At 75.1% G+C, this 20,512-nt stretch carries 18 protein-coding genes; 8 read left to right on the top strand and 10 right to left on the bottom strand.

Annotation, left to right across the window (positions count from 1 at the left end; translation table 11 throughout):
• The first annotated feature begins 71 nt into the window (after positions 1-71).
• Both OUQ99_RS31695 and OUQ99_RS13655 read left to right on the top strand, forming a co-directional pair.
• Complete coding sequence (locus OUQ99_RS31695) at positions 72-155, top strand: cittilin family RiPP precursor (RefSeq protein WP_352982781.1); 84 nt, start codon at positions 72-74, stop codon at positions 153-155.
• Between the two features lie 216 nt (positions 156-371).
• Positions 372-1,610, top strand: coding sequence for a cytochrome P450 (locus OUQ99_RS13655; protein ID WP_267949822.1), 1,239 nt, complete (start codon positions 372-374; stop codon positions 1,608-1,610).
• A 360-nt stretch (positions 1,611-1,970) separates the two neighbouring features.
• Here the strand turns inward: OUQ99_RS13655 and OUQ99_RS13660 are convergent, their stop codons facing one another.
• The 4 genes from OUQ99_RS13660 to OUQ99_RS13675 all read right to left on the bottom strand — a co-directional run bounded on the left by OUQ99_RS13660 (position 1,971) and on the right by OUQ99_RS13675 (position 4,986).
• Positions 1,971-2,726: a methyltransferase domain-containing protein gene (locus tag OUQ99_RS13660; protein ID WP_267949823.1), complete on the bottom strand. Its 756-nt coding sequence runs from the start codon at positions 2,724-2,726 to the stop codon at positions 1,971-1,973.
• Positions 2,727-2,886: 160 nt separating this feature from the next.
• Positions 2,887-3,096, bottom strand: a complete 210-nt coding sequence (locus OUQ99_RS13665; protein WP_267949824.1) for a hypothetical protein — start codon at positions 3,094-3,096, stop codon at positions 2,887-2,889.
• Positions 3,097-3,217: 121 nt separating this feature from the next.
• Positions 3,218-3,736, bottom strand: a complete 519-nt coding sequence (locus OUQ99_RS13670) for a pyridoxamine 5'-phosphate oxidase family protein (protein ID WP_267949825.1) — start codon at positions 3,734-3,736, stop codon at positions 3,218-3,220.
• Between the two features lie 59 nt (positions 3,737-3,795).
• Entirely contained in the window at positions 3,796-4,986 is a 1,191-nt protein-coding gene (locus OUQ99_RS13675; RefSeq protein WP_412759544.1) for a multidrug effflux MFS transporter, read from the bottom strand.
• 723 nt (positions 4,987-5,709) lie between these two features.
• On the opposite strand from OUQ99_RS13675, the gene OUQ99_RS13680 reads away from it, so the two are divergent.
• From OUQ99_RS13680 to OUQ99_RS13695, 4 genes are all read left to right on the top strand, one after another.
• Positions 5,710-6,255 (top strand): hypothetical protein, encoded by a 546-nt coding sequence (locus tag OUQ99_RS13680; RefSeq protein ID WP_267949827.1) that lies wholly within the window; start codon positions 5,710-5,712, stop codon positions 6,253-6,255.
• Positions 6,256-6,556: 301 nt separating this feature from the next.
• Positions 6,557-9,121: a M14 family zinc carboxypeptidase gene (locus OUQ99_RS13685; protein WP_267949828.1), complete on the top strand. Its 2,565-nt coding sequence runs from the start codon at positions 6,557-6,559 to the stop codon at positions 9,119-9,121.
• A gap of 219 nt (positions 9,122-9,340) precedes the next feature.
• Positions 9,341-9,937: a DUF4352 domain-containing protein gene (locus OUQ99_RS13690; protein WP_267949829.1), complete on the top strand. Its 597-nt coding sequence runs from the start codon at positions 9,341-9,343 to the stop codon at positions 9,935-9,937.
• Between the two features lie 130 nt (positions 9,938-10,067).
• Entirely contained in the window at positions 10,068-10,547 is a 480-nt protein-coding gene (locus OUQ99_RS13695) for a GNAT family N-acetyltransferase (protein ID WP_267949830.1), read from the top strand.
• Positions 10,548-10,595: 48 nt separating this feature from the next.
• Here OUQ99_RS13695 and OUQ99_RS13700 read toward each other — a convergent pair whose 3' ends face one another.
• The 4 genes from OUQ99_RS13700 to OUQ99_RS13715 form a co-directional block, all read right to left on the bottom strand.
• Complete coding sequence (locus OUQ99_RS13700; RefSeq protein WP_267949831.1) at positions 10,596-11,228, bottom strand: MBL fold metallo-hydrolase; 633 nt, start codon at positions 11,226-11,228, stop codon at positions 10,596-10,598.
• A complete protein-coding gene (locus OUQ99_RS13705; protein WP_267949832.1) occupies positions 11,225-12,310 on the bottom strand; it encodes an S-(hydroxymethyl)mycothiol dehydrogenase in 1,086 nt (361 codons plus the stop codon). Before OUQ99_RS13705 ends, OUQ99_RS13700 begins: the two co-directional genes overlap by 4 nt.
• A 103-nt stretch (positions 12,311-12,413) precedes the next feature.
• Positions 12,414-13,304: a LysR family transcriptional regulator gene (locus tag OUQ99_RS13710; RefSeq protein ID WP_267949833.1), complete on the bottom strand. Its 891-nt coding sequence runs from the start codon at positions 13,302-13,304 to the stop codon at positions 12,414-12,416.
• Positions 13,305-13,424: 120 nt separating this feature from the next.
• Positions 13,425-14,186 (bottom strand): SDR family oxidoreductase, encoded by a 762-nt coding sequence (locus OUQ99_RS13715; protein ID WP_267949834.1) that lies wholly within the window; start codon positions 14,184-14,186, stop codon positions 13,425-13,427.
• 107 nt (positions 14,187-14,293) lie between these two features.
• Here OUQ99_RS13715 and OUQ99_RS13720 point away from each other — a divergent pair, with 107 nt between their 5' ends.
• Positions 14,294-17,488 (top strand): ATP-binding protein, encoded by a 3,195-nt coding sequence (locus OUQ99_RS13720; protein WP_267949835.1) that lies wholly within the window; start codon positions 14,294-14,296, stop codon positions 17,486-17,488.
• A gap of 145 nt (positions 17,489-17,633) precedes the next feature.
• On the opposite strand, the gene OUQ99_RS13725 is transcribed toward OUQ99_RS13720, so the two are convergent.
• Entirely contained in the window at positions 17,634-18,443 is an 810-nt protein-coding gene (locus tag OUQ99_RS13725) for a peptidoglycan recognition protein family protein (protein ID WP_267949836.1), read from the bottom strand.
• 401 nt (positions 18,444-18,844) lie between these two features.
• Positions 18,845-19,195, bottom strand: coding sequence for a DUF3817 domain-containing protein (locus OUQ99_RS13730; protein WP_267949837.1), 351 nt, complete (start codon positions 19,193-19,195; stop codon positions 18,845-18,847).
• A gap of 489 nt (positions 19,196-19,684) precedes the next feature.
• Here OUQ99_RS13730 and OUQ99_RS13735 point away from each other — a divergent pair, with 489 nt between their 5' ends.
• On the top strand, positions 19,685-20,503 hold the full coding sequence (locus tag OUQ99_RS13735) for a siderophore-interacting protein (RefSeq protein WP_267949838.1): 819 nt from the start codon (positions 19,685-19,687) through the stop codon (positions 20,501-20,503).
• Positions 20,504-20,512: the final 9 nt, after the last annotated feature.

Genomic DNA, 20,512 nt, shown 5'->3' on the forward strand with positions numbered 1-20,512 from the left:
GCCGGGGGCCCGCGTAGTGTTCAGCTGGTCGCCCGGAGCCACCGGGAAACCCCGCAGGAGGGAACGAACCGATGAGGAAAGTCGCCTACCGCATCGCCGCCAGGCTGGGCATCGTCGACAGCGAGCGCCTGACCCGTCCCTACATCTACTACTAGGCCGCCGCCTCCCCGGACCCGCGCCCCGGTCCGCCCGGCCCCCGACACACCCGCGGACCCCCCAAGCGCGGGTCCCGGAGCCTCCGGGACGCCGCGGGCACCGACCCCGGACCGCGGTCCGGCGGACACGGCCCCGGCGTCCCGACCCCCCGCCGCTCCCAGGGCCCGTGCCGATCCTCCGGGGCACGGGCCCACCGCCTTCCCAGGACGGTCCCGATGACGGTCACCCACACAGCCCCTCCGGGACCCGGGGGAGGGCGCGGCACGGCCAACGCCGCCGACTACGCCCTGGACCCGCTCGGCTTCCTCACCGGGGCGGTGCGCGAGTTCGGCGACGTCGTCTCCCTGAGCTCCTCCAACGTGCTCCTGGCCCACCCCGAGGACATCGGCCGCGTCCTGGTCGACCGGGGCGAGAACGTCGTCAAGATCAGCGAAGGCACCCGGCGGGGGCCCACCGGCTTCCCCCGCGCCATGATGAACAGCGAGGGGGCGGACTGGGAGCGCAAGCGCGCCCGGCTCCGTCCCGCCTTCCGCAGCGAACGCCTCGCACACCTGGAGGAGGCCGCGCGGGAGGGCGTCGCCCGCACGGTCGGATCGTGGACGGACGGGCAGACCGTCGACGTGCACCACGAGATGTCCCGGCTGGCCATGCTGGTGGGCGCCACCCACATCGCGGGCCGCGAACCCGGGGAGCACGGCGAGGCCCTGGCCGGCGCCGTGGCCGCCATCATGCGGCTCACGTCGTCCCCGCGCCTGCCCGCCTGGCTGCCGACCCGCGTCAACCGCGACCTGCGGAGGTCCCTGCGCGACCTGGACGACGCGCTCGCGGTGATGATCCGCGAACACCGCGACGACGGCGCCGGGACGGCCCTGGACGCCCTCCTCGCCGACGACCCGTCCTTCGAGGAGGTCCGCGACGAGCTGGCCACCCTGCTGATGTCGGGCTACGAGACCACCGCGGACGCGCTGACCTGGCTCCTCCACCTCCTGGGGGCGCACCCGGAGGCGAACGACCGGATGGGCGAGGAGGGGTTCGCCCGGGCCGCCGCCAAGGAGGCCGTGCGCCTCTACCCGCCGGCGTGGGTCATCAGCCGGGAGACCGTGCGGCCGTTCGAGGCGGGCGGCCACACCCTCCCCGCCGGGACCGTCCTCGGGCTCAGCCCGTGGGTGACCCACAGGGACGAGCGGTGGTTCCCCCGGGCCGGCGAGTTCCGACCCGAGCGCTGGCTCGCGGGCGGGCCCTCCCACCGCTACGCCTACTTCCCCTTCGGGGCGGGGCCGCGCGGCTGCATCGGGGCGTCGATGGCCCTGCGCGAGGTGGAGGTGATCGCCGGGGAGCTGTGCGCCCGCGTGCGCCTGGAACCCGTCGCGCCGGAGGCGGTGCGGCCGCGCCCGGCCCTGGCGCTCCAGCCCCGCGGGGTGCGCGCGGTGGTCCGGAAGCCTCGGCGCGGCTGACCGCCCCGGCTCCCCTGCGCCGTCGGGCCCCGGGGCGTCGGGCCCCGGGGCGCCGGGCCCCGCCCCGAGCTCCGCACCCACCGGGTGCGGCCGGTCCGGGCTCCCGCTCCGCCGGGGAGCGTCCTCGCGGGCCTCCGGGCGGACGGCCGTCCGGAGGCCCCACAGGGGACGGTGTGCGACGTTCGGCCCGGTGGCGCCCGGACGGCCGTCGTCGACCACGCGGCGGCCCGGCGCCGGGCGTTGGCGGTGTGGGGCGTCGAGAGCCTTCCGGTGGTCGGGGTGGATGGCGCGATCCACACCGGTACCGAGGCCCTCTTCGCCTCTGTCGGCCGGGGCGGGTGTCACCAACCTCCGGTACACCTAGCGCCGGGCGCAGACCAGGAAGAACGGGATGGCGACGAACAGCCGCCCCGTCCCGGCGCGCTCGCGCTGCTCGTCCGCCCACGCGGCCGCCCGGTCCCCGGGGACCGCTCCCGCCGCCACGGCCGCCGAGGCCAGGCCGGTGAGCATGGGCAGGACACCGGCGTCGGTGAACAGGAGCACGCTGCCCTCCACCTCCACGTCCCCGAAGCCCGCCTCCAGCAGCAGGGCGCGCTGGCGCCGGGGCGCGCGGGGGTCGGGCATGCCGTCGGCGTACGAGGAGACGATCGCGCGCGTCAGCACCGGGTCGGCCGAGTCCACGGCGTACGCCTCCCAGTCCTGGCCGAGCAGCACGACGCGGCCCCCGGGGGCCAGGACCCTCCGGGCCTCGGCCAGGGCGCGCGCGGGATCACCGAGGGAGTGGTAGACCTTCTCCGCCCTGTACCCCTGGACGCGGCCGTCGGGCAGGGGGAGCGCGTAGGCGTCGCCGCGCAGGAACCCCGGTCCGGGATGGCGCCCGCGGGCGGCGCCGAGCATGCGCGGGTCGAGGTCCACACCGACCACGCGCGGCCCCTCGGCGGCGATCTCCGCCGCCGCGCGTCCCGTCCCGCAGCCCACGTCCACGACCGTGTCCCCCGGCCCCGCGCGGAGGAGTTCCCGCGCGCGCGAGCGCAGCCGCACCGCCCCGGGCGTCAGGTCGAACCGGTCCAGCCTGGCCAGGAGCCGGTCGGTGTCCGACCGTTCGGAGGTCCGCATGGAAGGGATTGTGCGGCCCCGCCGACCGGACGGCAAGACCCCCGCGCCCCTCCCGCGGCGTCGCGGCGCCGGTCGTGCGCTCCGCGCGCCGGGACACGGGGCGTCCGCGCACAGCTGCGCCCCGCTCGCCGGTGGCGGGCGGGGCGCAGCGGACCAGGTGTCATTCGGAGGGTTCGGGAAGCTCCGGGCATTCGATGGTCGGGTTGACCCCCACGTAGTTCAGGGGGCCGACGAAGACCGTGCCCACGGTGTGCCCGAGGTTCGAGCACGAGGCCTCGTCCGCGCCGAACAGGCCGCGCTGGAACGCGGCGATCAGGCCGATGAGAAGCCACAGGACGACCAGCGTCGAAAGAACGATCTTCACGCGCACTCTCTGCCTCCAAGGGGGGTGAGCTGACGAGGCGGCGTTGCTTCGCCAGGGACCTACCCGCGAGGAGGGGCGTCTCACCTGCTTCGCCCGCCGGGCGGCGCCGCGCCGCCCGGCGACCGGCTCAGGGCCACACGTCGAAGCGCCACCGGGTGGGACCGTGCGGCAGTTCGTCGGCGGGGAACGCGAACACCGTCGACGGCGTGACGGTGAAGACCCGGTAGGGCGGCGGACCCGCGGTCGGCGCTCCCTCGGGGCCGGTCAGCTCGCCGTTCCCGGGGGCCGGGGCCCACCCGTAGCGCTCGGCGTACGCCGCGGCGACCCTGTCCAGGCGCTCGGCGTCCAGCACCGCCTCGACGGTCCCCTCCACCACCACGTCCATCCGGCCCGTGCCGAACGCCAGGCTCACATCGGGCGAGGACGCCATCAGGCGGGACTTGGCCGAGGACTGCCCCGAGGCGAAGCAGGGCTGGCCGTCCACCCACACCGCCAGCAGCGGCCGCGTGTGCGGAGGGCCCTCCGCGCGGGACACGGTCAGCCAGTACGTCCCGGCCGTCTCCACCAGGTGGGGGAGAACCTCCGACCACACGCCGGGGGGTCCGCTCGTCAGGGACTCGGCCTTGGGATCCGGAAAAGCGAACACGACACACTCCTCTGGGCTCTCTGGCGTGAACAGACCAGGGTAATGGGCGGTGCCGACACTCACGCCGCCGCGGGCGCGGTGCGCCGGACGCGCAGCGCGAACCCGGCGAAGACCACGGCCGCGCCGACGGCGGTGGCGAACATGACCACCGTCATGCTGGACAGCGTCACCGGGCCGAACAGCCCGGCGGTGGCGGCCAGGCCGGACCCGATCGCGAACTGGAGCGAGCCCAGCAGGGCCGAGCCGCTTCCGGCGACCTGGGGCGGCTGCCCGTTCAGGGCGAGCGCGGTCGCGTTCGGCGACACCAGGCCGGTGAACACCATCATCACGAACAGGGCGGCGGTCACCGTCACCAGGTCGGCGAGGCCCGCGGTGTCCAGCAGCGCCAGGCCCGCCACCGACAGGATCGACCCGACCAGGCCGAGGATCAGCCGGCGGTGGATCTCCACCCGGGGGATGAGGAACGCGTTGAGCTGGTTGCCGAGGATCATCCCGAGGGTGGTCACCGCGAACACCAGGCTGAACTCCTGGGCGTTCGCACCGAACCGCGACTGCGACACGAACGAGAACGTCGAGATGTAGGTGAAGCTCATGCCGAAGCTCAGCGCGAGCGTGAGCGTGGGCCCCGTGAAGCGGATGTCGCGCAGCAGGCTGCCGAACACGCGCATCTGCGCGCGCGGGCTGACCCGCTGGCGCTCCTCGCGCGGCAGGCTCTCGGGCAGGCCGAACAGGACCAGGCCGAAGGTCAGCAGGCCCGCGGCGCCCAGCACGGCGAAGAGCAGCTGCCAGGGACCGAAGAAGAGGAGCTGGCCGCCCAGGACCGGGCCGAGCATCGGCGCCAGCCCGGCGAGCAGCACGAGCCGTGAGAAGAAGGTGGCGGCGGCGTCGCCGTCGAACACGTCGCGCACGATCGCCCGCGAGACCACCAGTCCGGCGGCGGCGGACAGCCCCTGGAGGAAGCGCAGCGCGCTGAACGCCTCCACGCTCGACACCATCGCGATGGCGAGCGTCGTGGCGGTGAACACGCCGATCCCCGCGAGGAGCGGAAGGCGGCGCCCCCACCGGTCGCTGAGTGGTCCGATGACCAGCTGTCCCAGGGCGAGACCGGCCATCACCGACGTCAGGGTGAGCTTGACGCTCGACTCGCTGGCGCCGAGGTCGGCGGAGATCTGGGGCAGGGCGGGCAGGTACAGGTCGGTGGCCAGCGGGCCGAGGGCGGACAGCACGCCCAGGACGAGCACGAGCAGCAGCGTGCGACGGCGCGTGCTCCGGTCCCCGCCGCGAGGGGCGGCGTCCCGGACGTCGGTCGCGTCGGCGCGGACGACCGGGGTCGCCTCGTCGGTCGCGGCGGTCTCCGGGGCGCGGTGCTTCGGGCGCACGGAAAGAAGGGTCACAGGGGCTCCAGCACAGGAAAGGTCAAGGACAGGGAGAACCGGGAAGGTGCTCGGGCGCCGTGAACCGCCTTCGGGCGGGGCACCGTCAAGAAAGTCCCACGTGGGGATACTCCCGGCACCAACACACGACCTGCGCTCGGCAATCCCGGCTTTACCCGGCGATCCGCGTGATCCGCGTTACGTCGCGAGAACCCCTGTGTGGGTCGGGGTTGCGGAGGACTGTGACGGCGGCCATGCGGGCCGCGGCGCGGGCCGGCGAGCCGTGATCAGGGGCGTGGCGGCCGACCCGGCGGCGGCCTCCGGGGCAGCGCGCGGCCGGAGCCCTCTCGCCGGTCCCGGCGCGGGCCCTTCCACGGGTCGGGGCCGCCGTCGGCGGCGCGGGGCACGGCCTGTGGTGCCGCAAGGGGAACTCCACCCACGCCGGGGGGCGTGCTCGCGGATCCCGTCGTGCGCGGCCCCGGTCCAGGGATCCCTGGACCGTTTCCCACCGTTCTGCACACCGATGTCTCCAGGGTTTGCTACGGTCGCGCTCCCGACCCCGATCGTCGTGTCGTGAGCCGACGCCCCCCAGGAGCCCCGGTGCGCCCCACCGCCCTCGCCGCTTCCGCGGCCGCCGTCCTGCTCGCCCCCGGCCTCAGCGCCTGCGCCGAGGATGCCCCGGTGGAGTACTCCTTCGAGTCCATGGCGGAGGTGGAGCCCGCCCTGCCCGCCCCGGGGGAGGCGATGCCGGTCCTCCTCGAGATCGGGGACACCCACACCTGGGACGACGGCCTGTCCGTGGGGCTGTCCGACGTCGAGCGGCCCGACGAGGACGCCCTCGGAGACAGCGGCGGTCGGGACAGGGTCACGTTCACCGTCGCCCTCACCAACGACAGTGACGTCCCGGTGCGGATCGACCGCATCGACTGGTTCTGCACCGGCGGCGTCGAAGGCGACGACGAGGCGTTCGACGGGGACGCACACGAGCGGCCAGGCACGATCCAGCCAGGCGCCGCCGGCGTCCTGGAGCCCGCCTGCGAGATGCCCGCCGAGGAGTACGGACTCCAGCTCCTGCTGGGCCTCTCCAGACCCGGCGACGCGGAGCTCGCGCACGAGGTCGTGTTCTTCTCCGGCGTCGTCGAGTAGGCGGGGGCAGGCGGACCAGGGTGGCGTCGGCGCCGGGCGAGGGGAGCCCGGGGCGCGTGGGCCGGGCTCCTCGACGGCGAACCCGCAGGGCCGGACGTGTGCCCGCGTGAGCCCGGACGCCTGCTCCCGGCGCCCGGTCGGGTTTGCGCGCCCGTGTGCCGCCGCCGGGGCCGTGCCCGGCCGGTCGGGAGGGCCGGGGAGCACGCGCGCCGCCGAGCGAAACAGGAATTTCACTTATGACGGTCTTGTCCGGCGCCGGCCGTGTCGGTAGGAACGGTGGGGACCCCCAGGAGGAGCCCCCGTGCACCAGCCCCCTCAGCCGCGCCCCCGCCCACTGTCCGCCCTCTCCGGCACACTGGCCGCCGTCGTCGCGGCGGGCCTGCTCGCCACCCCCGGCGCGGCGTCCGCCGACCCCGTCCCGCGCGGGGAGGCCGCCAACGGCTCCGAGCGCAACGACCGGGCCGCCGGGGCGGAGGCCCTGGCCGGCGCCGCCCCGCACGCGTTCGCCGCTCCGCCGGCCGCAGCCGGGGTGGACCCGGACGCCCCCTACCCCAGGCGGACCGCACTCCCTGAGCCGCCGGAGGACCCCGACGACCACTCGGTCAGGCTCGGCCTCATGCCCTACCACGGCATCGCGCCCGCCCTCAACGAACTCCAGGAAGCCTCCGACCGGGTGAGCGCGGAGGTCGTCGGCACCTCTGTGCAGGGCCGCGACATGTACCTGGTCACCGTCACCGAACCCGAGAACCGGGCCGAGTCCGACCACCAGAGACGGATGCGCGAGCTGATCTCGCAGGACCCCGCGCGGGCCGCCCGGGACAGGACCCTGCCCGACCGCTACAAGGCCCCCGTGCTCGTCAACGCCAACATCCACGGCAACGAGTGGGAGGGCACGGACGCGTCGCTGCGGGTCATCGAGGAGCTCGCCACCGGCACGGACGAGGCGACGGAGGAGCTGCTGGAGAGCACGCGGCTGTACTTCGTGCTGACCGCCAACCCGGACGGCCGCGTGGCGGGACAGCGCGCCAACAGCCGCGGCTTCGACCTCAACCGCGACTTCGTCACCGTCTCCCAGCCCGAGACGGCGGCGGTGCGCCAGGTCGTGATCGACACCCAGCCCCTGGTCCTGCTCGACCAGCACGGGTACGTCAACGGCACGCTCATCGAGCCGGGGACGCCCCCGCACGGCCAGAACTACGAGTACGACCTCTACATCGAGCACACGTACGCGAACGCGGAGAACATGGAGGAGGCCGTCCTCGACCTCGGGTACACGCCCGAGGACGACGGGGTGGAGCCCCCGCAGATCCCCTTCCGCGACTGGGAGGACGGCTGGGACGACTGGCCGCCGATCTTCACCCCCATGTACGCGCCCTACCAGGGAGCGGTCTCCTCCGCCACGGTCGAGTTCCCGATGCGCGTCAACAACGCCGCCTACGACGACCTGGACGAGGAGGAGCTGCGGCGCCGCTCGGCGATCAACACCGACGTCTCCGCCGCCACCATCGGGGCGACGCTGGCCTACGTCGGGGAGAACCGCGACGAGCTCGTCGGCGACCAGATCGAGGTGTTCCGCCGGGGCGCGGCCGGTGAGGAGCAGGTCGTGCCCCCGCAGGGGTGGGTGCCCGGGTTCGACCCGGAGGACGTGTGGACCACCGAGTTCCCGCGCGCCTACGCGATCCCCGCGGAGGGTCCGGCCGCCGCCCGCCTCGTGGACCTGCTCGTCGCCAACGACGTGGTCGTCGAACGCGCGAACGAGGGCTTCGAGGCGGGCGGGACCTCCTACGACGCCGGGACGTACGTGGTGGACATGCACCAGCCCAAGCGCGGCATGGCCAACGTCCTCCTGGAGGACGGGCGGGACATCAGCGAGGACATCGGCGCGATGTACGACATCTCCGGATGGAGCCACGGGCTGCTGTGGGGGGCGCGGGTCGACGCCCTCCACACCGAGGTCGGGGCCGACACCGCGCCCGTGGCGGCGGCCGCCCCCTCCGGGCGGGTGGACGAGGCGGGCGGGCACGGCTGGGAGCTGGCACTGGACGACGGGGCCCAGGTCGCGGCCCTCAACGCCCTGCTCGCCGACGGCGTCGAGGTGGCGTGGAGCGGGCGGGGCAGTGTGCTCGTCCCCGCGTCGGCCGCCGGCGCCGTCGAGCGTGTCTCCGACCGTCACGGGGCGGTCTTCGCCGGGGCGGAGGACGGCGGGGGCGAGGCGCTGTCGGCGCCGACCGTCGCCGTGGCGGGCGCCGCCGACGAGCTGTTCACCCTCGACCGGATGGGGTTCGACGTCGAACCGGTGTCCACGCGCGTGCTCAACGACGGGTTCGACTGGACCGGGGTGGACGTGCTCTACGTGTCGAGCGGGCTGGTCCACGCCGACCTCGATGCGGAGGCCCGCGCGGACCTGGACGCGTTCCTGGAACACGGCGGCGTGGTGGGAAGGGGCCCGACGGGCGCCCGCTTCAACGGCCAGGCCGGTCTGTTGGACGTGGTCAGGCATGCGGGACGCCCGGACGCCAACGGCGTGGTGGCCGTGACCGCAGGGGACGGGGTGCTGGCAGGGACGGGCGGGCACTCGTTCGTGTACTCGCCCGGGTGGTTCACCGACCTGGGCGAGGACGTGTCCGTCGAGCAGTCCTACGCCGCCGAGGGGCCGCTCGTGGCCGGGCACTGGCGTGCCGACGCGAACGGGGAGGGCGGCCAGGACGCCGCCGCCGGACGGGCCTCCGTGGTCAGCGGTGTCGCGGAGCGGGGCGCGTCCGTGGTGCTGTTCGGCACCGAGCCGCTGTTCCGCAACCACCCCAAGGGCCTCTTCGGGCAGGTCGCCCAGGCCCTCTACTGGAGCTCGCTCGCCCAGGAGGGCTGAGCCCGCCCGCACCGGCGCCGCCCCGGAGGAGGACTCCGGGGCGGCGGCCGGTGCGGGCGGGGATCCCGGTCTTGCCCGGAAATTGTCAAGGCGTCGGTCTCAGCACGGAAAGCCTTTGGCGTAATGAGCCCTCTTTCTCCGGGCGGATGAGTGACCCTTGAAGGAGGGAGGGAATTCTGCCTGTCCGGGCCGGACCTTACCGCGGGGGAGCATTGCGCCATGTACGAACAACCGCCGGGTGGACCTCAGTACCCTCAGCAGCCGCCTCCCGGACAGCCACCGCCCCCGCAGAAGAGGAAGGCCTGGCCCTGGGTCCTGCTCGGCTGCGGCGGTGCCGCGCTGCTGGTGATCATTCTGGGCGTCGCCTGCACGGTGTCGCTGTTCGCCGGAGGATCCGGCGGGGAGCCGGCCGACGACGCGGGCGAGGCCGAGTCCGTCGGCATGGGCGAGCCCGGCACGGTCGGCCAGTGGGAGGTGACCGTGAACGGTATCGAGACGGCCGCCACCTACGGGGACGAGTTCTCCCAGGAGACGGCGCAGGGCGAGTACGCGATCGTGGACCTCACCGTGGAGAACACAGGGAGCGAGGCCACGACCTTCGACAGCTCGGCGATCAGCCTCGTCGACTCCGAGGGCAACACCCACTCGTCGAGCGGGTCCCTGACAGCCGATTCCCTGTTCCTGGAGCAGATCAACCCGGGCAACGAGGTCTCCGGGACCGCTGCGGTGGACGTGCCGGAGGGAACCGAGATCACCGAGGTCGAGGTGACGGACACGTTGTCGACGGAGGGCCCGCTGGTGGTCCAGGTGGACTGACGGCCCAACGACCCGGGCTGTCCCGGGAGCCCGGGAGGGAGCCCGGCCGCCGGGCCCCGCGGTCCGGGGCGGCGGGCGGGAGGCGCCCGCCCGGAAAATCCGTGGTGTCCGGGCGCAGCCGGCCCCTTGGGTGCCTGCCACGACCACTCCTGCCCCCTCGCTCCGCCTCGCGGAGATCACCCCCGCGAACGTCGACGCCGCCCTCGGGGTGAAGGTCCGCGAGGACCAGAACGCCTTCGTGGCCCCCGTGGAGCGCTCCCTGGCCGAGGCCTATGCCTCCCGCGCCACGGCCTGGCCACGCCTCGTCATGGACGGGGACGAGGCCGTCGGCTTCGTCGTGGCCAACTTCGCCCCCGACGAGGAGGAGCCGGACTTCCGCTGCGGCATCTGGCGGCTCAACATCGCCGGGGACGCGCAGGGGAGGGGGTACGGGCGGTTCGCGGTCGGGGCCGTCGCCGCCGAGGCGCGCGTGCGGGGGAACCGGAGGCTCACGGTGATGTGGGTGCCGGGCGGGGGCGGACCCGAGGGCTTCTACCTGGGTGCGGGGTTCCGGCCCACCGGACGGGTGATGGGCGGACAGGTGGTCGGGGAGATGGTCCTCGACCGGTGAGGGGGACGGCCCCGCCGCAGGGGCGGGGCCGCGAACCCCTCCGCACCGTCAGTGGCCCCGGTCGATCCACTCCTGGAGGTGGGGCGCCTCTTCGCCGACCGTCGTCGAGTCACCGTGCCCGGTGCGCACCACCGTGTCCGGGGGCAGCGTCAGCAGCCGGTCGCGGATGGACCCCACGATCGTCGGGAAGTCCGAGTAGGACCGCCCCGTCGCCCCCGGCCCGCCCCGGAAGAGAGTGTCCCCGCTGAAGAGCGTCCCCAGCTCCGGCGCGTACAGGCACACCGCCCCCGGGGCGTGGCCCGGGGTGTGCAGCACGCGCAGCCCGGTCCCGGCCACCGCGACCGTCTGCCCGTCGGCCAGTTCCCCGTCGGGGGCGCGGTCCGGGTGGGTCGTGTCCCACAGCACCCGGTCGTCGGGGTGCAGCAGGATCGGGGCGCCGACGGCGTCGGCCACCGCCGGGGCGGCGTTGACGTGGTCGTTGTGCGCGTGCGTGCACACCACGGCCACGACCCTGCGACCGCCGACCGCAGCCAGGATCGCGTCGGCGTCGTGGGCCGCGTCGACGACCACGACCTCCTCGTCGTCACCGACCAGCCAGACGTTGTTGTCGACCTCCCACTCGCCGCCGTCCAGGGCGAACACACCGGAGGTGGTCAGGAGTTCCACGCGCGCGCCGCTCACAGCCGCACCACCGAACGCAGGACGTCGCCGCGCTCCATGCGGACGAAGGCCTCCTCGATGTCGCCCAGGCCGATCTCCTCGCTGACGAAGGCGCCCAGGTCCAGGCGGCCCTGGAGGTGGAGGTCGACGAGCATGGGGAAGTCCCGCGAGGGGAGGCAGTCGCCGTACCAGGACGACTTCAGCGCGCCCCCGCGCCCGAACACGTCCAGCAGCGGCAGCTCCAGGCGCATCTCCGGCGTGGGCACGCCCACCAGGACCACGGTGCCCGCCAGGTCGCGGGCGTAGAACGCCTGCTCGTAGGTGGAGGGCAGCCCGACCGCGTCGATGACCACGTCCGCGCCGAAGCCGCCGGTCAGCTCGCGGATCGCCTCGACGGGGTCGGCGGCGGAGGCGTTGACCGTGTGGGTGGCGCCGAAACCGCGCGCCTGCTCGAGCTTGCGGTCCTCCAGGTCCACGGCGATGATCCGGTTCGCCCCCGCGAGGCGGGCCCCGGCGACGGCCGCGCAGCCCACGCCGCCGCAGCCGATGACCGCGACGGAGTCGCCGCGGGTCACCCCGCCGGTGTTGACGGCGGCGCCGATCCCGGCCATGACCCCGCAGCCGAGCAGCCCGGCGGCGGCCGGTGAGGCCTCCGGGTCGACCTTGGTGCACTGGCCCGCGGCGACGAGGGTCTTCTCGGCGAAGGCGCCGATGCCCAGGGCGGGGGAGAGCTCGGTGCCGTCCTCCAGGGTCATCCTCTGGGTGGCGTTGTGGGTGTCGAAGCAGTACTGGGGGCGGCCGCGCCGACAGGCGCGGCACTCACCGCACACCGCGCGCCAGTTCAGGACGACGTAGTCGCCGGGCCGGACGTTGACGACGCCCTCGCCGACGGACTCCACCACGCCCGCGGCCTCGTGGCCGAGCAGGAACGGGTACTCGTCGTTGATGCCGCCCTCGCGGTAGTGCAGGTCGGTGTGGCACACCCCGCACGCCTGGACCCGGACCACTGCCTCCCCGGGGCCCGGATCGGGGACGACGATCGTGGTCAGTTCGACGGGTGCTCCCTTGGCACGGGAGATCACACCCTGTACCCGCTGAGACATCTGGGCTCCCAAGACGTGGCTGTTGGCCGGAGCCGGCGGGCTCCGCTCCCGCCACCATGCCGCACCGGGCTCACACATGTCCAACATGTGAGAAGAGTGGGATTCACGCGTGGGAGTCATCAATCGGGTGCTCCTCGCGCAGCAGGTCGAGGAACGCGCGGGTCGCGCCCGAGGGGTGGGAGCCGCGCGGCGTGGCCAGCCCGACCCGCCATCGCGTGCCGCCGGGCAGGGGAGCGCTCCGCAGCCCGGCCGCCTGCGGCTTGTCCACGACCGGCCGCGGCACGACCGCCACCCCCATCCGGCGGCGCACCAGGTCCAGGAGGGTGTACACGTCGTTGACCTGGAGGGCCACCCTGCGGGTGATGCCGAACTCGGCGAACGCGAGGTCCGCGCAGTCCCGCGCGCCCCACCCCGGGTGCAGGTCCACGTAGTCCTCCCGCTCCAGCTGGGCCAGCACGCCCCCCGCGTCGATCGCGTGGTCGGGACCGGCCAGGAGCATCAGCGGCTCCTCCGAGATGCGCAGCAGGTCCGTGCCCCCCTCGCCCTCGAGGGGGCCCGCCACCAGGGCCGCGTCCAGCAGTCCGGCCCGCACCTGGTCCATCAGCTGGCCCGTGGCGGCCTGCTGGAGGTTGATCGCCACCTGCGGGTGCAGCGAGCGGTAGGAGTGCAGGAGGGGCGCGGCCTCCACGACCCCCATGCACTGCTCGGTGCCCAGGGCCAGGGTGCCGCGCACGCCGTCGCCGTCGGCCACCAGGTCCCTGAGCCCGTCCGCGGCGGAGAGGATGCGCTGGGCCTCGGCCCACAGCAGGCGGCCGGTCGGAGTGGGGCTCACGCGCCGGGTGGTGCGCAGGAGGAGCTGGGCGTCGAGGTCCCTCTCCAGCGCCCGGATCGACGCGGACAGGCCGGACTGGGTGATGCCGAGGTACTCGGCGGCGCGGGTGAAGTGCTGCTCCTCGCACACCGCGGCGAAGTGTCTCAACTGTCGAAGCTCCACGGCGCCAGCCTAACGAGCGCCGGGGGCCGGGCCGACCGCGCGCGGGGACCCGGCCCGCCGGGCGGGCGGTCGCGGCGGCCGGCCCGCCGCGTCACACCGGCCGCGCTCCCGGGCGCGACGCTAGAGGGACGTGCTCAGGCCCAGGCCGAGGCCGCCGTCCACGGGGATCTCCGCGCCGGAGGTGAAGGTGGCCCCGAACCCCAGGAACAGGACGGCCCGCGCGACCTCGGCCACGGTGCCGTGCCGTCCCATGGGGGTGGCCTCGTCGCCGACCCTCATGAACTCGGCCCTGGTCTCCTCCGTGAGGCCCGAGACCCCCATGGAGGGGGTGTCCACGAAGCCCGGCGCCACCGAGTTCACCCGGATCCCGCGCGGCAGCAGCTCCGAGGCGAGAACCCGCGAGAACCCCAGCACGGCCGCCTTCGTGCCGGTGTACACGCTCATCCCCGGTGACCCGGTCACGTTGGTGACCGACGTGGTGAACACGATGGACCCGCCGTCGGCGACCAGCGGCAGCAGCCGCTGCACCGTGAAGAAGGCCCCCTTCGTGTTGACCGCGAACATCCGGTCGTAGGACTCCTCGGTGACCTCCGTGAACGGGCTGAACTCGGACGTGCCCACGTTGACGTGGAGGAAGTCGATCCCGCCCAGGGCGGAGCCCACGATCTCGGCCAGCGCCTCGGTGTCGGCCCGGTCGGCGGCGTCGGCGCGCACCACGTGCACGTCCGGCCCCAGCCGGCCGCGCGCCTCCTCCAGGTTCTTCTCGTTGCGCCCGGTCAGCAGGACCCGGGCCCCTCCGGCGACGAGGTCCTCGACCACGCCCAGGCCCATCCCGTGCGTCCCGCCGATCACCACTGCGCGCTTGCCGCTGTACTCGCTCATCTTTCCCGCCAGGTGTCTCCCGTGGGGAGGCCCGGCGGCCTCCCCGTGTGACCACCACGATGGCCGCGGCCGCCACGGGTCCCCCACGGGAACACTACGGTTGGCACATGCGATTCGGGGTGCTGGGGCCGCTGGCCGTGTGGACCGACGACGGCGGGCCCGTCAGGATCGGCGACGCCAAGGTCCGCGCCCTGCTGTCGTCCCTGCTGCTCGCCCGCGGACGGCCGGTCCCCGCGGACCGCCTCGTCCGGGACCTGTGGGGCGACCGCCCGCCGGCCAGGCCCTCCGCCGTCCTCCAGGCCCGGGTCTCCCAGCTGCGCGGCGACCTGGAGCGCGCCGAGCCCGGGGCCCGCGCCCTGGTCCGCCACCGCGCCCCCGGCTACCTGCTGGAGGCGGACGACCTCGACGCCGCCCGGTTCGAGGACCTGGTCCGCCGGGCGGGCACGGCCGCCGACCCGCGCGGCAGGGCCGACCTGCTCACCCGGGCCCTCGGCCTGTGGCGCGGCCCGGTCCTGTCCGAGTTCTCGGACGCCGACCCCGCCCTGTCCGCCGCCGCCCGGTGGGAAGAGCTGCGGGTGACCGCCGTGGAGGAGCGGGCCCTGGCCCGCCTCGAACTGGGCGAGCACCCCGCGCTCGTCGCCGAGCTGGCCGAGGAGGCCGCCCGCCACCCCTACCGCGAACGCCTGCACGCGGCCCACATCCGGGCCCTCTACGGCGCGGGCCGCCAGGGCGAGGCGCTCGCCGCCCACGAGCGGCTCCGCGCCCGGCTGGCCGACGAGCTGGGGATCGACCCCGGACCCGAGCTGGCGGCCCTGCACCGCGCGGTCCTGGCCCAGGATCCCTCCCTCGACCCGCCGCGCGGCCCGGCGGACGCCCCGGAGCCGTCCCCGGCGCCGGACCCCGGGCCGCGGCGCCCCGAGCCCCCGGGCACGGGGCTCCCGCCGGCGCCCGTGGGGGACCTGGTCGGACGCGACGTCCAGCTCCGGGCGCTGCGCCCCCTCGTCGCGGACCGGCGCCTGGTCACCCTCACGGGCCCCGGCGGCGTCGGCAAGACACGGCTGGCCCTGGCGGTGGCGGCACAGGACCCCGCGGACACCGTGCGGTTCGTGGAACTCGCCGGACTCGCCCCGGACGGCGACCCCGTCCCCGCGCTGGCCGCCGTCCTCGGGGTGCGTGACGACGGGGCCGGCCCCGGGCTCCTGGACAGGGTCGCCGAACTCCTGCGCGGGGGAGGCCCCCTCCTGGTCCTCGACAACTGCGAGCACGTCGTCGCCCCCGTCGCGGACGCGGTCTCCCGGCTCCTGCGCTCCGCCCCCGGCCTGCGGATCCTCGCCACCAGCCGGGTGCCCCTCGACGTGACCGGCGAGCACCTGTTCGCGGTCCCCCCGCTGGACGTGCCCGGACCCGGTGCGGACACGCCCGAGGCCCTCGCCGGATCCGGCGCGGTCCGGCTCTTCACCGCCCGCGCGGAGGCCGCCGTCGCCGGGTTCGCCCTCGACGCGGACACCGCGCCCGCCGTCGCCACGGTGTGCCGCCGCCTGGACGGCATCCCCCTCGCGCTCGAACTGGCCGCCACCCGGCTGCGCCACATGCGGGCCGCCGACCTCGCCGCCCGCCTGGACGACCGCTTCGCGCTCCTGGGGGTGGGCCGCCGCGACGCGCCCGCCAGGCAGCGCACCCTGCGGGCGGTGATCGACTGGAGCTGGGAACCCCTCGACGCCCCCGAGCGCGCCGTGCTCTCCCGCCTGGCCGTGCACGCGGACGGATGCGACCTGGACACCGCCGAGGAGGTCTGCTCCGACGGGGAGGGCGTCCCCCGGGCCCGGGTGCTGGACCTGGTCGGCTCCCTCGTCGACCGGTCGCTGGTCGTGGCCGCCGACCGTCCGGGGGGCACCCGCTACCACCTCCTGGAGTCGGTGGCCGCGTACGCGCTCGAACGGCTGGAGGAGGCCGGGGAGGCGGGAAGGACCCGGGCCCGCCACGCGGCCCACTTCGCCGACCTGGCCGAGCGCGCCGACGCGCTCCTGCGCGGCCCCGAGCAGGGGCACTGGCTGGAGCGCCTGGACCGCGAGAGCGCGAACCTGCGCGCGGCCCTGGAGTTCGCGGTCGGCGAGGGCGACGCCCACCTCGCGGCCCGCCTGGCCAACGCCCTGTGCTGGTACCGCTACCTGCGCGGACGCACCGGGGAGGCCCGCGACGCCCTGGACGCCGCGCTCCGCGCGGGGGCCGGCCCGGTCGCGGGCGCGCCCTCCCCGGACCGGACGCTGCGGGGCGGGGAGGCGCGGGCCCGGGCCGTCGTGTGGCGGACGGCCCTGTCCGCCCCCGGGTCCGAGGACGACCGGAGCAGGCGCGCCGCCGCCGACGAGGACCTCGCCGGGGTCGGTGACCCGGCCGAGCGCGCCCGGCTGGCCTGGTTCTCGGAGCTCACCCGCTGGGGCCTCGGCGACCTGGACCGCGCGACCCGCCGGACGGAGGAGGCGCTCGCCGCCTCGCTGGAGGCGGGGGACCCCTGGTGCGCCGCCGTCTGCCGGGTGGGGCTCGCCCGGACCGCGTTCGTGCAGGGCTCCCCGGCGGAGGCGCTGCGCCTGGCCGCGGAGGGCGAACGCGTTCTGCGCGGGCTGGGGGACCGGTGGGGCGTCCTCCACGCCTCCGACGTCCTCGCCCAGGCGGCGGAGGCGCTCGGGGACTTCGGGGACGCCGCCGCCCGGCACGCCGAGGGGCTGCGGATCGCCGAGGAGCTGCGCCTGTGGCGCACGGTCTCCCTCAAGCTGGCCGGCCTGGGGAGGATCGCCCTCCTGGAGGGCGACCTGGACCGCGCCGACACCCTGCACTCCCGGGCGCTGCGCGTGGCGCAGGAGCACTCCGACGCGGTGGCCGAGCAGTTCGCCGACGCGGGGATCGCGCTGACCGCCCGCCGCCGGGGCGACCTCGACCTGGCGGAGCGGTCGCTGCGCCGCCGCCTGGCGTGGAACCGGCGCGTGGACGGGCGGATCGGGACCGCCTTCATCCTCACCCAGCTGGGGTTCGTCGCCGAGCAGCGCGGTGACGCCGCCGAGGCCCTCGACCTGCACCGGCAGGGGCTCGGCGAGGCCGAGCGCGGCGGCGACCCCCGCGCCGTCGCCCTCGCGCTCGAGGGGCTGGCCGGGGCGCGCTCCCTGGCGGGGGAGCACGGGGCCGCGGCCGAACTCCTGGACCGTGCCCGCGCCCTGCGCGACGGGGTCGGCATGCCGCTGCCCCCGGCCGAGCGCTGGGACGTCGACCGGATCACCGAGCGCATCCGGGCGGGGTCCCGCGCCGGCTGAGCGGGGGCACGGGGAGAAACGGCGGCCCGGGCCGGGAACGGGGGTGGGGACGGCCCGGGGAGGGGCGGTGCCCGCCGGGGGACGGCGGGCACCGCCGGCAGACGCGCACGAGCGACGCCGAACGGGGAGGCGTTCTCGCGCCGGGTCAGCGGGTGAAGTCGTCGGGTCCCCGGCCGGGGCCGTGGTAGAACTCGCGCTGCGGCTCGTCCTCCGGCACGGGCGGGAAGGTCGGCCCCTCACCGGAGGGCTCGCGCAGCGAGTGGAGGTCCACGCCCTGGGCCGTGAGCACGGAGGCGGTGGCGTTGCGCAGGTCGGGGAGCATCGCGTACAGCACGTCCCCGGGGCAGGCGGTGGCGTTGAAGTCCCGGTGCCCGCGGATCGCGCTCTGGGGGTTGAGCCCGTAGGCCCCGCACAGCCAGGACAGGGTGGCGACGAGGGCGTTGGTCAGGGCCTGGGTGGGCCCCGTGGTCATGTAGGTGCCCTCGTTCTCGATCCCGATGCAGGTGCTGTTGTTGTTGGCGACGTGGGTTCCCACGACGTGGTGGCCCGCCCCGACGGCCTCCGGGGTGCGGTCGCGGCCCTCCATGACGTGCCCGCCGCGGCTGATGGTCAGCTGCTGACCGGCGTCGATCCAGCCGTTGCTGTCCATGTGGTAGTTCTGGATCGACCGGGACAGGGCCAGGGCGTGGTCGAGCGAGTAGTTGGTGCTGTTGGGCGTCGCGGTGTGGTGGACCACGATGTAGCTCGGCCGGTTGGCCAGGACCTGGATCGGGCTCGACGGCGGCCGGGCGTTCCAGGCGCCCCGCCAGTACAGGAACGAGGGGGCTGCCTGGGCGGAGGCGCTCGTGGCGCCGCCCACGGTGAGCGCGCCGCCGAGGACGGCGACTCCCGAGGCCGCGGCCGCTCCGCGCAGGATGGTGCGCCGATCCGGTCCGGACGGGTGGGTGTGTGGCATGGGGGGACCCTTCGTGGGGGGTGGTTACTTGCCAGTTCATAAAAGAACACGGACCACGGACCGTGCGCAAAGGGTGACCCGGAGATTTCTCTGTCCGCTTCCGGTCAGAATGCAAACCACCTGCCCCCGTAGTCAGAGGTCCCGACCGGGTGTAGGGGGAAAGGCTTTCGTGAGGGGTGCGCGATGACGTCACCGACGCGTTTCCAGGTTTCCCCGGTGTCATTCGCCCGACATTTCCCTGTCGTTTCCGAAGCCATTGGCGAAAAGACCGTGACCGGTGTGCGCCCCGCCTTTGCGCGACACGGCGGGAACGCGGATCCCGAGGTCGGGGGAGGCGTGGGAACGGCGCGGGGCCCGGTGGGACCCGTGGTCCCACCGGGCCCCGCGGGGTCGGTGCGGTCTCAGGCGACCGGCTCGGGCGCCCTGTCGCGCTCCTTCGCACCGGCCGTCAGGCGCCCGCTGCGGTGCAGCCACCAGTCGGCGAGGAGGGTGCCCAGGGGAGGAACGGACGCGGCCAGGGCCACCAGCGTCGGCCACACGCCCCAGCGCAGGTGGAGCGCGGCGGCCAGGGCGACGGCCACGTAGACCATGAACGCCCCGCCGTGCAGGGGGCCGAAGATCTGCACGCCCAGTTCGCTGCCGTTCCCGAGGTACTTGAACCCCATGCCGACGAGGAGGCCGGCCCAGGTGAAGGCCTCGAAGACCGCCACCACGCGGAAGACGGTCGCTGTGACGCGGGGACTGATGTTCACGTTGTTCCTCGGACTCGTTCTCGCTGGACACGGCGGATCCCGGCGCTAGGGGCCGGGATGGGTCTCCAGGCTAGGACATGATGTGGAATGTCCGTCTTCGGGTGTCCGCCGGTCGAGCACGGCGGTCCTCCGCCCCCGCGGGGCGTGCGGCCCCGGCCGTGTCCGGGTGTGCGTCCGCGGGGACGGCGGGCGCCGCGCCCCCGCTGCGTTCCGGGGAGGTGACGTCTCCGTGTGGGGCGCCCGTCCCGGAGGTGCTCCGCGCCCTCGGCCGGAGCCCCCGCCGCCGTGCCCGGACCGCCGGAACCCTCCGGGCCGGGCCGCACTCCGCGCGGAGCGGTCGGCCGCACCCCGCGAGCCGCCCCCGGGCGAGGAACAGGGTTTAGGCAAGGCTACCCTCATCGGTGTTCCGAGGTCGGGCGTCCGAGCCGCCCGCGCCCGTTCCCGCCGCAGTCTCCGCCCAGGGCGGAACCACACCACCGAGGAGAAGCAGTGAGCACCCCGACCCACGAACGCCGCGTCCAGAGGTACCCGCTGAAGCCGCGCGTCCTCGAAGTGGCCGACGTCGAGCGCGTCACCCCGCGCATGATCCGCGTCCACCTCGGCGGGCCCGACCTCGCCGGGATGGAGAGCGCCAACTTCGACGACCACGTCAAGCTGTGGTTCCCCAACGAGGAGGGCGGGCACGTCCTGCCCGTCGTGGAGGACGACCGCTGCCTGAACTTCCGCGCCCCCGGCGTGGTGTTCCGCGACTACACCGTCCGCGCGCTCGACACGGGCGCCCGGTGCCTGACCGTCGACTTCGTCGCCCACGACCACGGCCCGGCGGGACGCTGGGCGCAGGCCGCCCGGCGCGGCGACAAGCTGGGCGTGCTGGGCCCCCGCGGCACCGCCCGGATCAGCGGGGAGTTCGACCACCACGTGCTGCTGGTGGACGAGACGGCGCTGCCGGCCGCCGCCCGCTACGTGGAGGAACTGCCCGCCGACGCCCGCGTGTTCGCGTTCTTCGAGGTGGCGGACGCCGGTGAGGAGCAGGAGCTCGAGGCCCCCGCCGGGGCCCGGATCACCTGGCTGCACCGGGGAGGGGCCGAGCCCGGCACCACCGACCTGCTGCTGGAGGCGTTCCGCTCCCTCGAACTGCCCGAGGGGGACGGGTTCGTGTACGCCGCCGGCGAGGCGAACACCCTCAAGCCGATCCGCCGCCTGCTCAAGGAGCGCGGGTTCGTCCGCAACGCGACCTGCGAGGTCGACGGCTACTGGCGCCGGGGCACCTCCAACCTCGACCACCACGCGGAGGACGACGACGAGTAGGGAGCCCGG

The sequence above is a fragment of the Streptomonospora nanhaiensis genome (assembly GCF_026642255.1).
GTDB lineage: Bacteria > Actinomycetota > Actinomycetes > Streptosporangiales > Streptosporangiaceae > Nocardiopsis > Nocardiopsis tropica.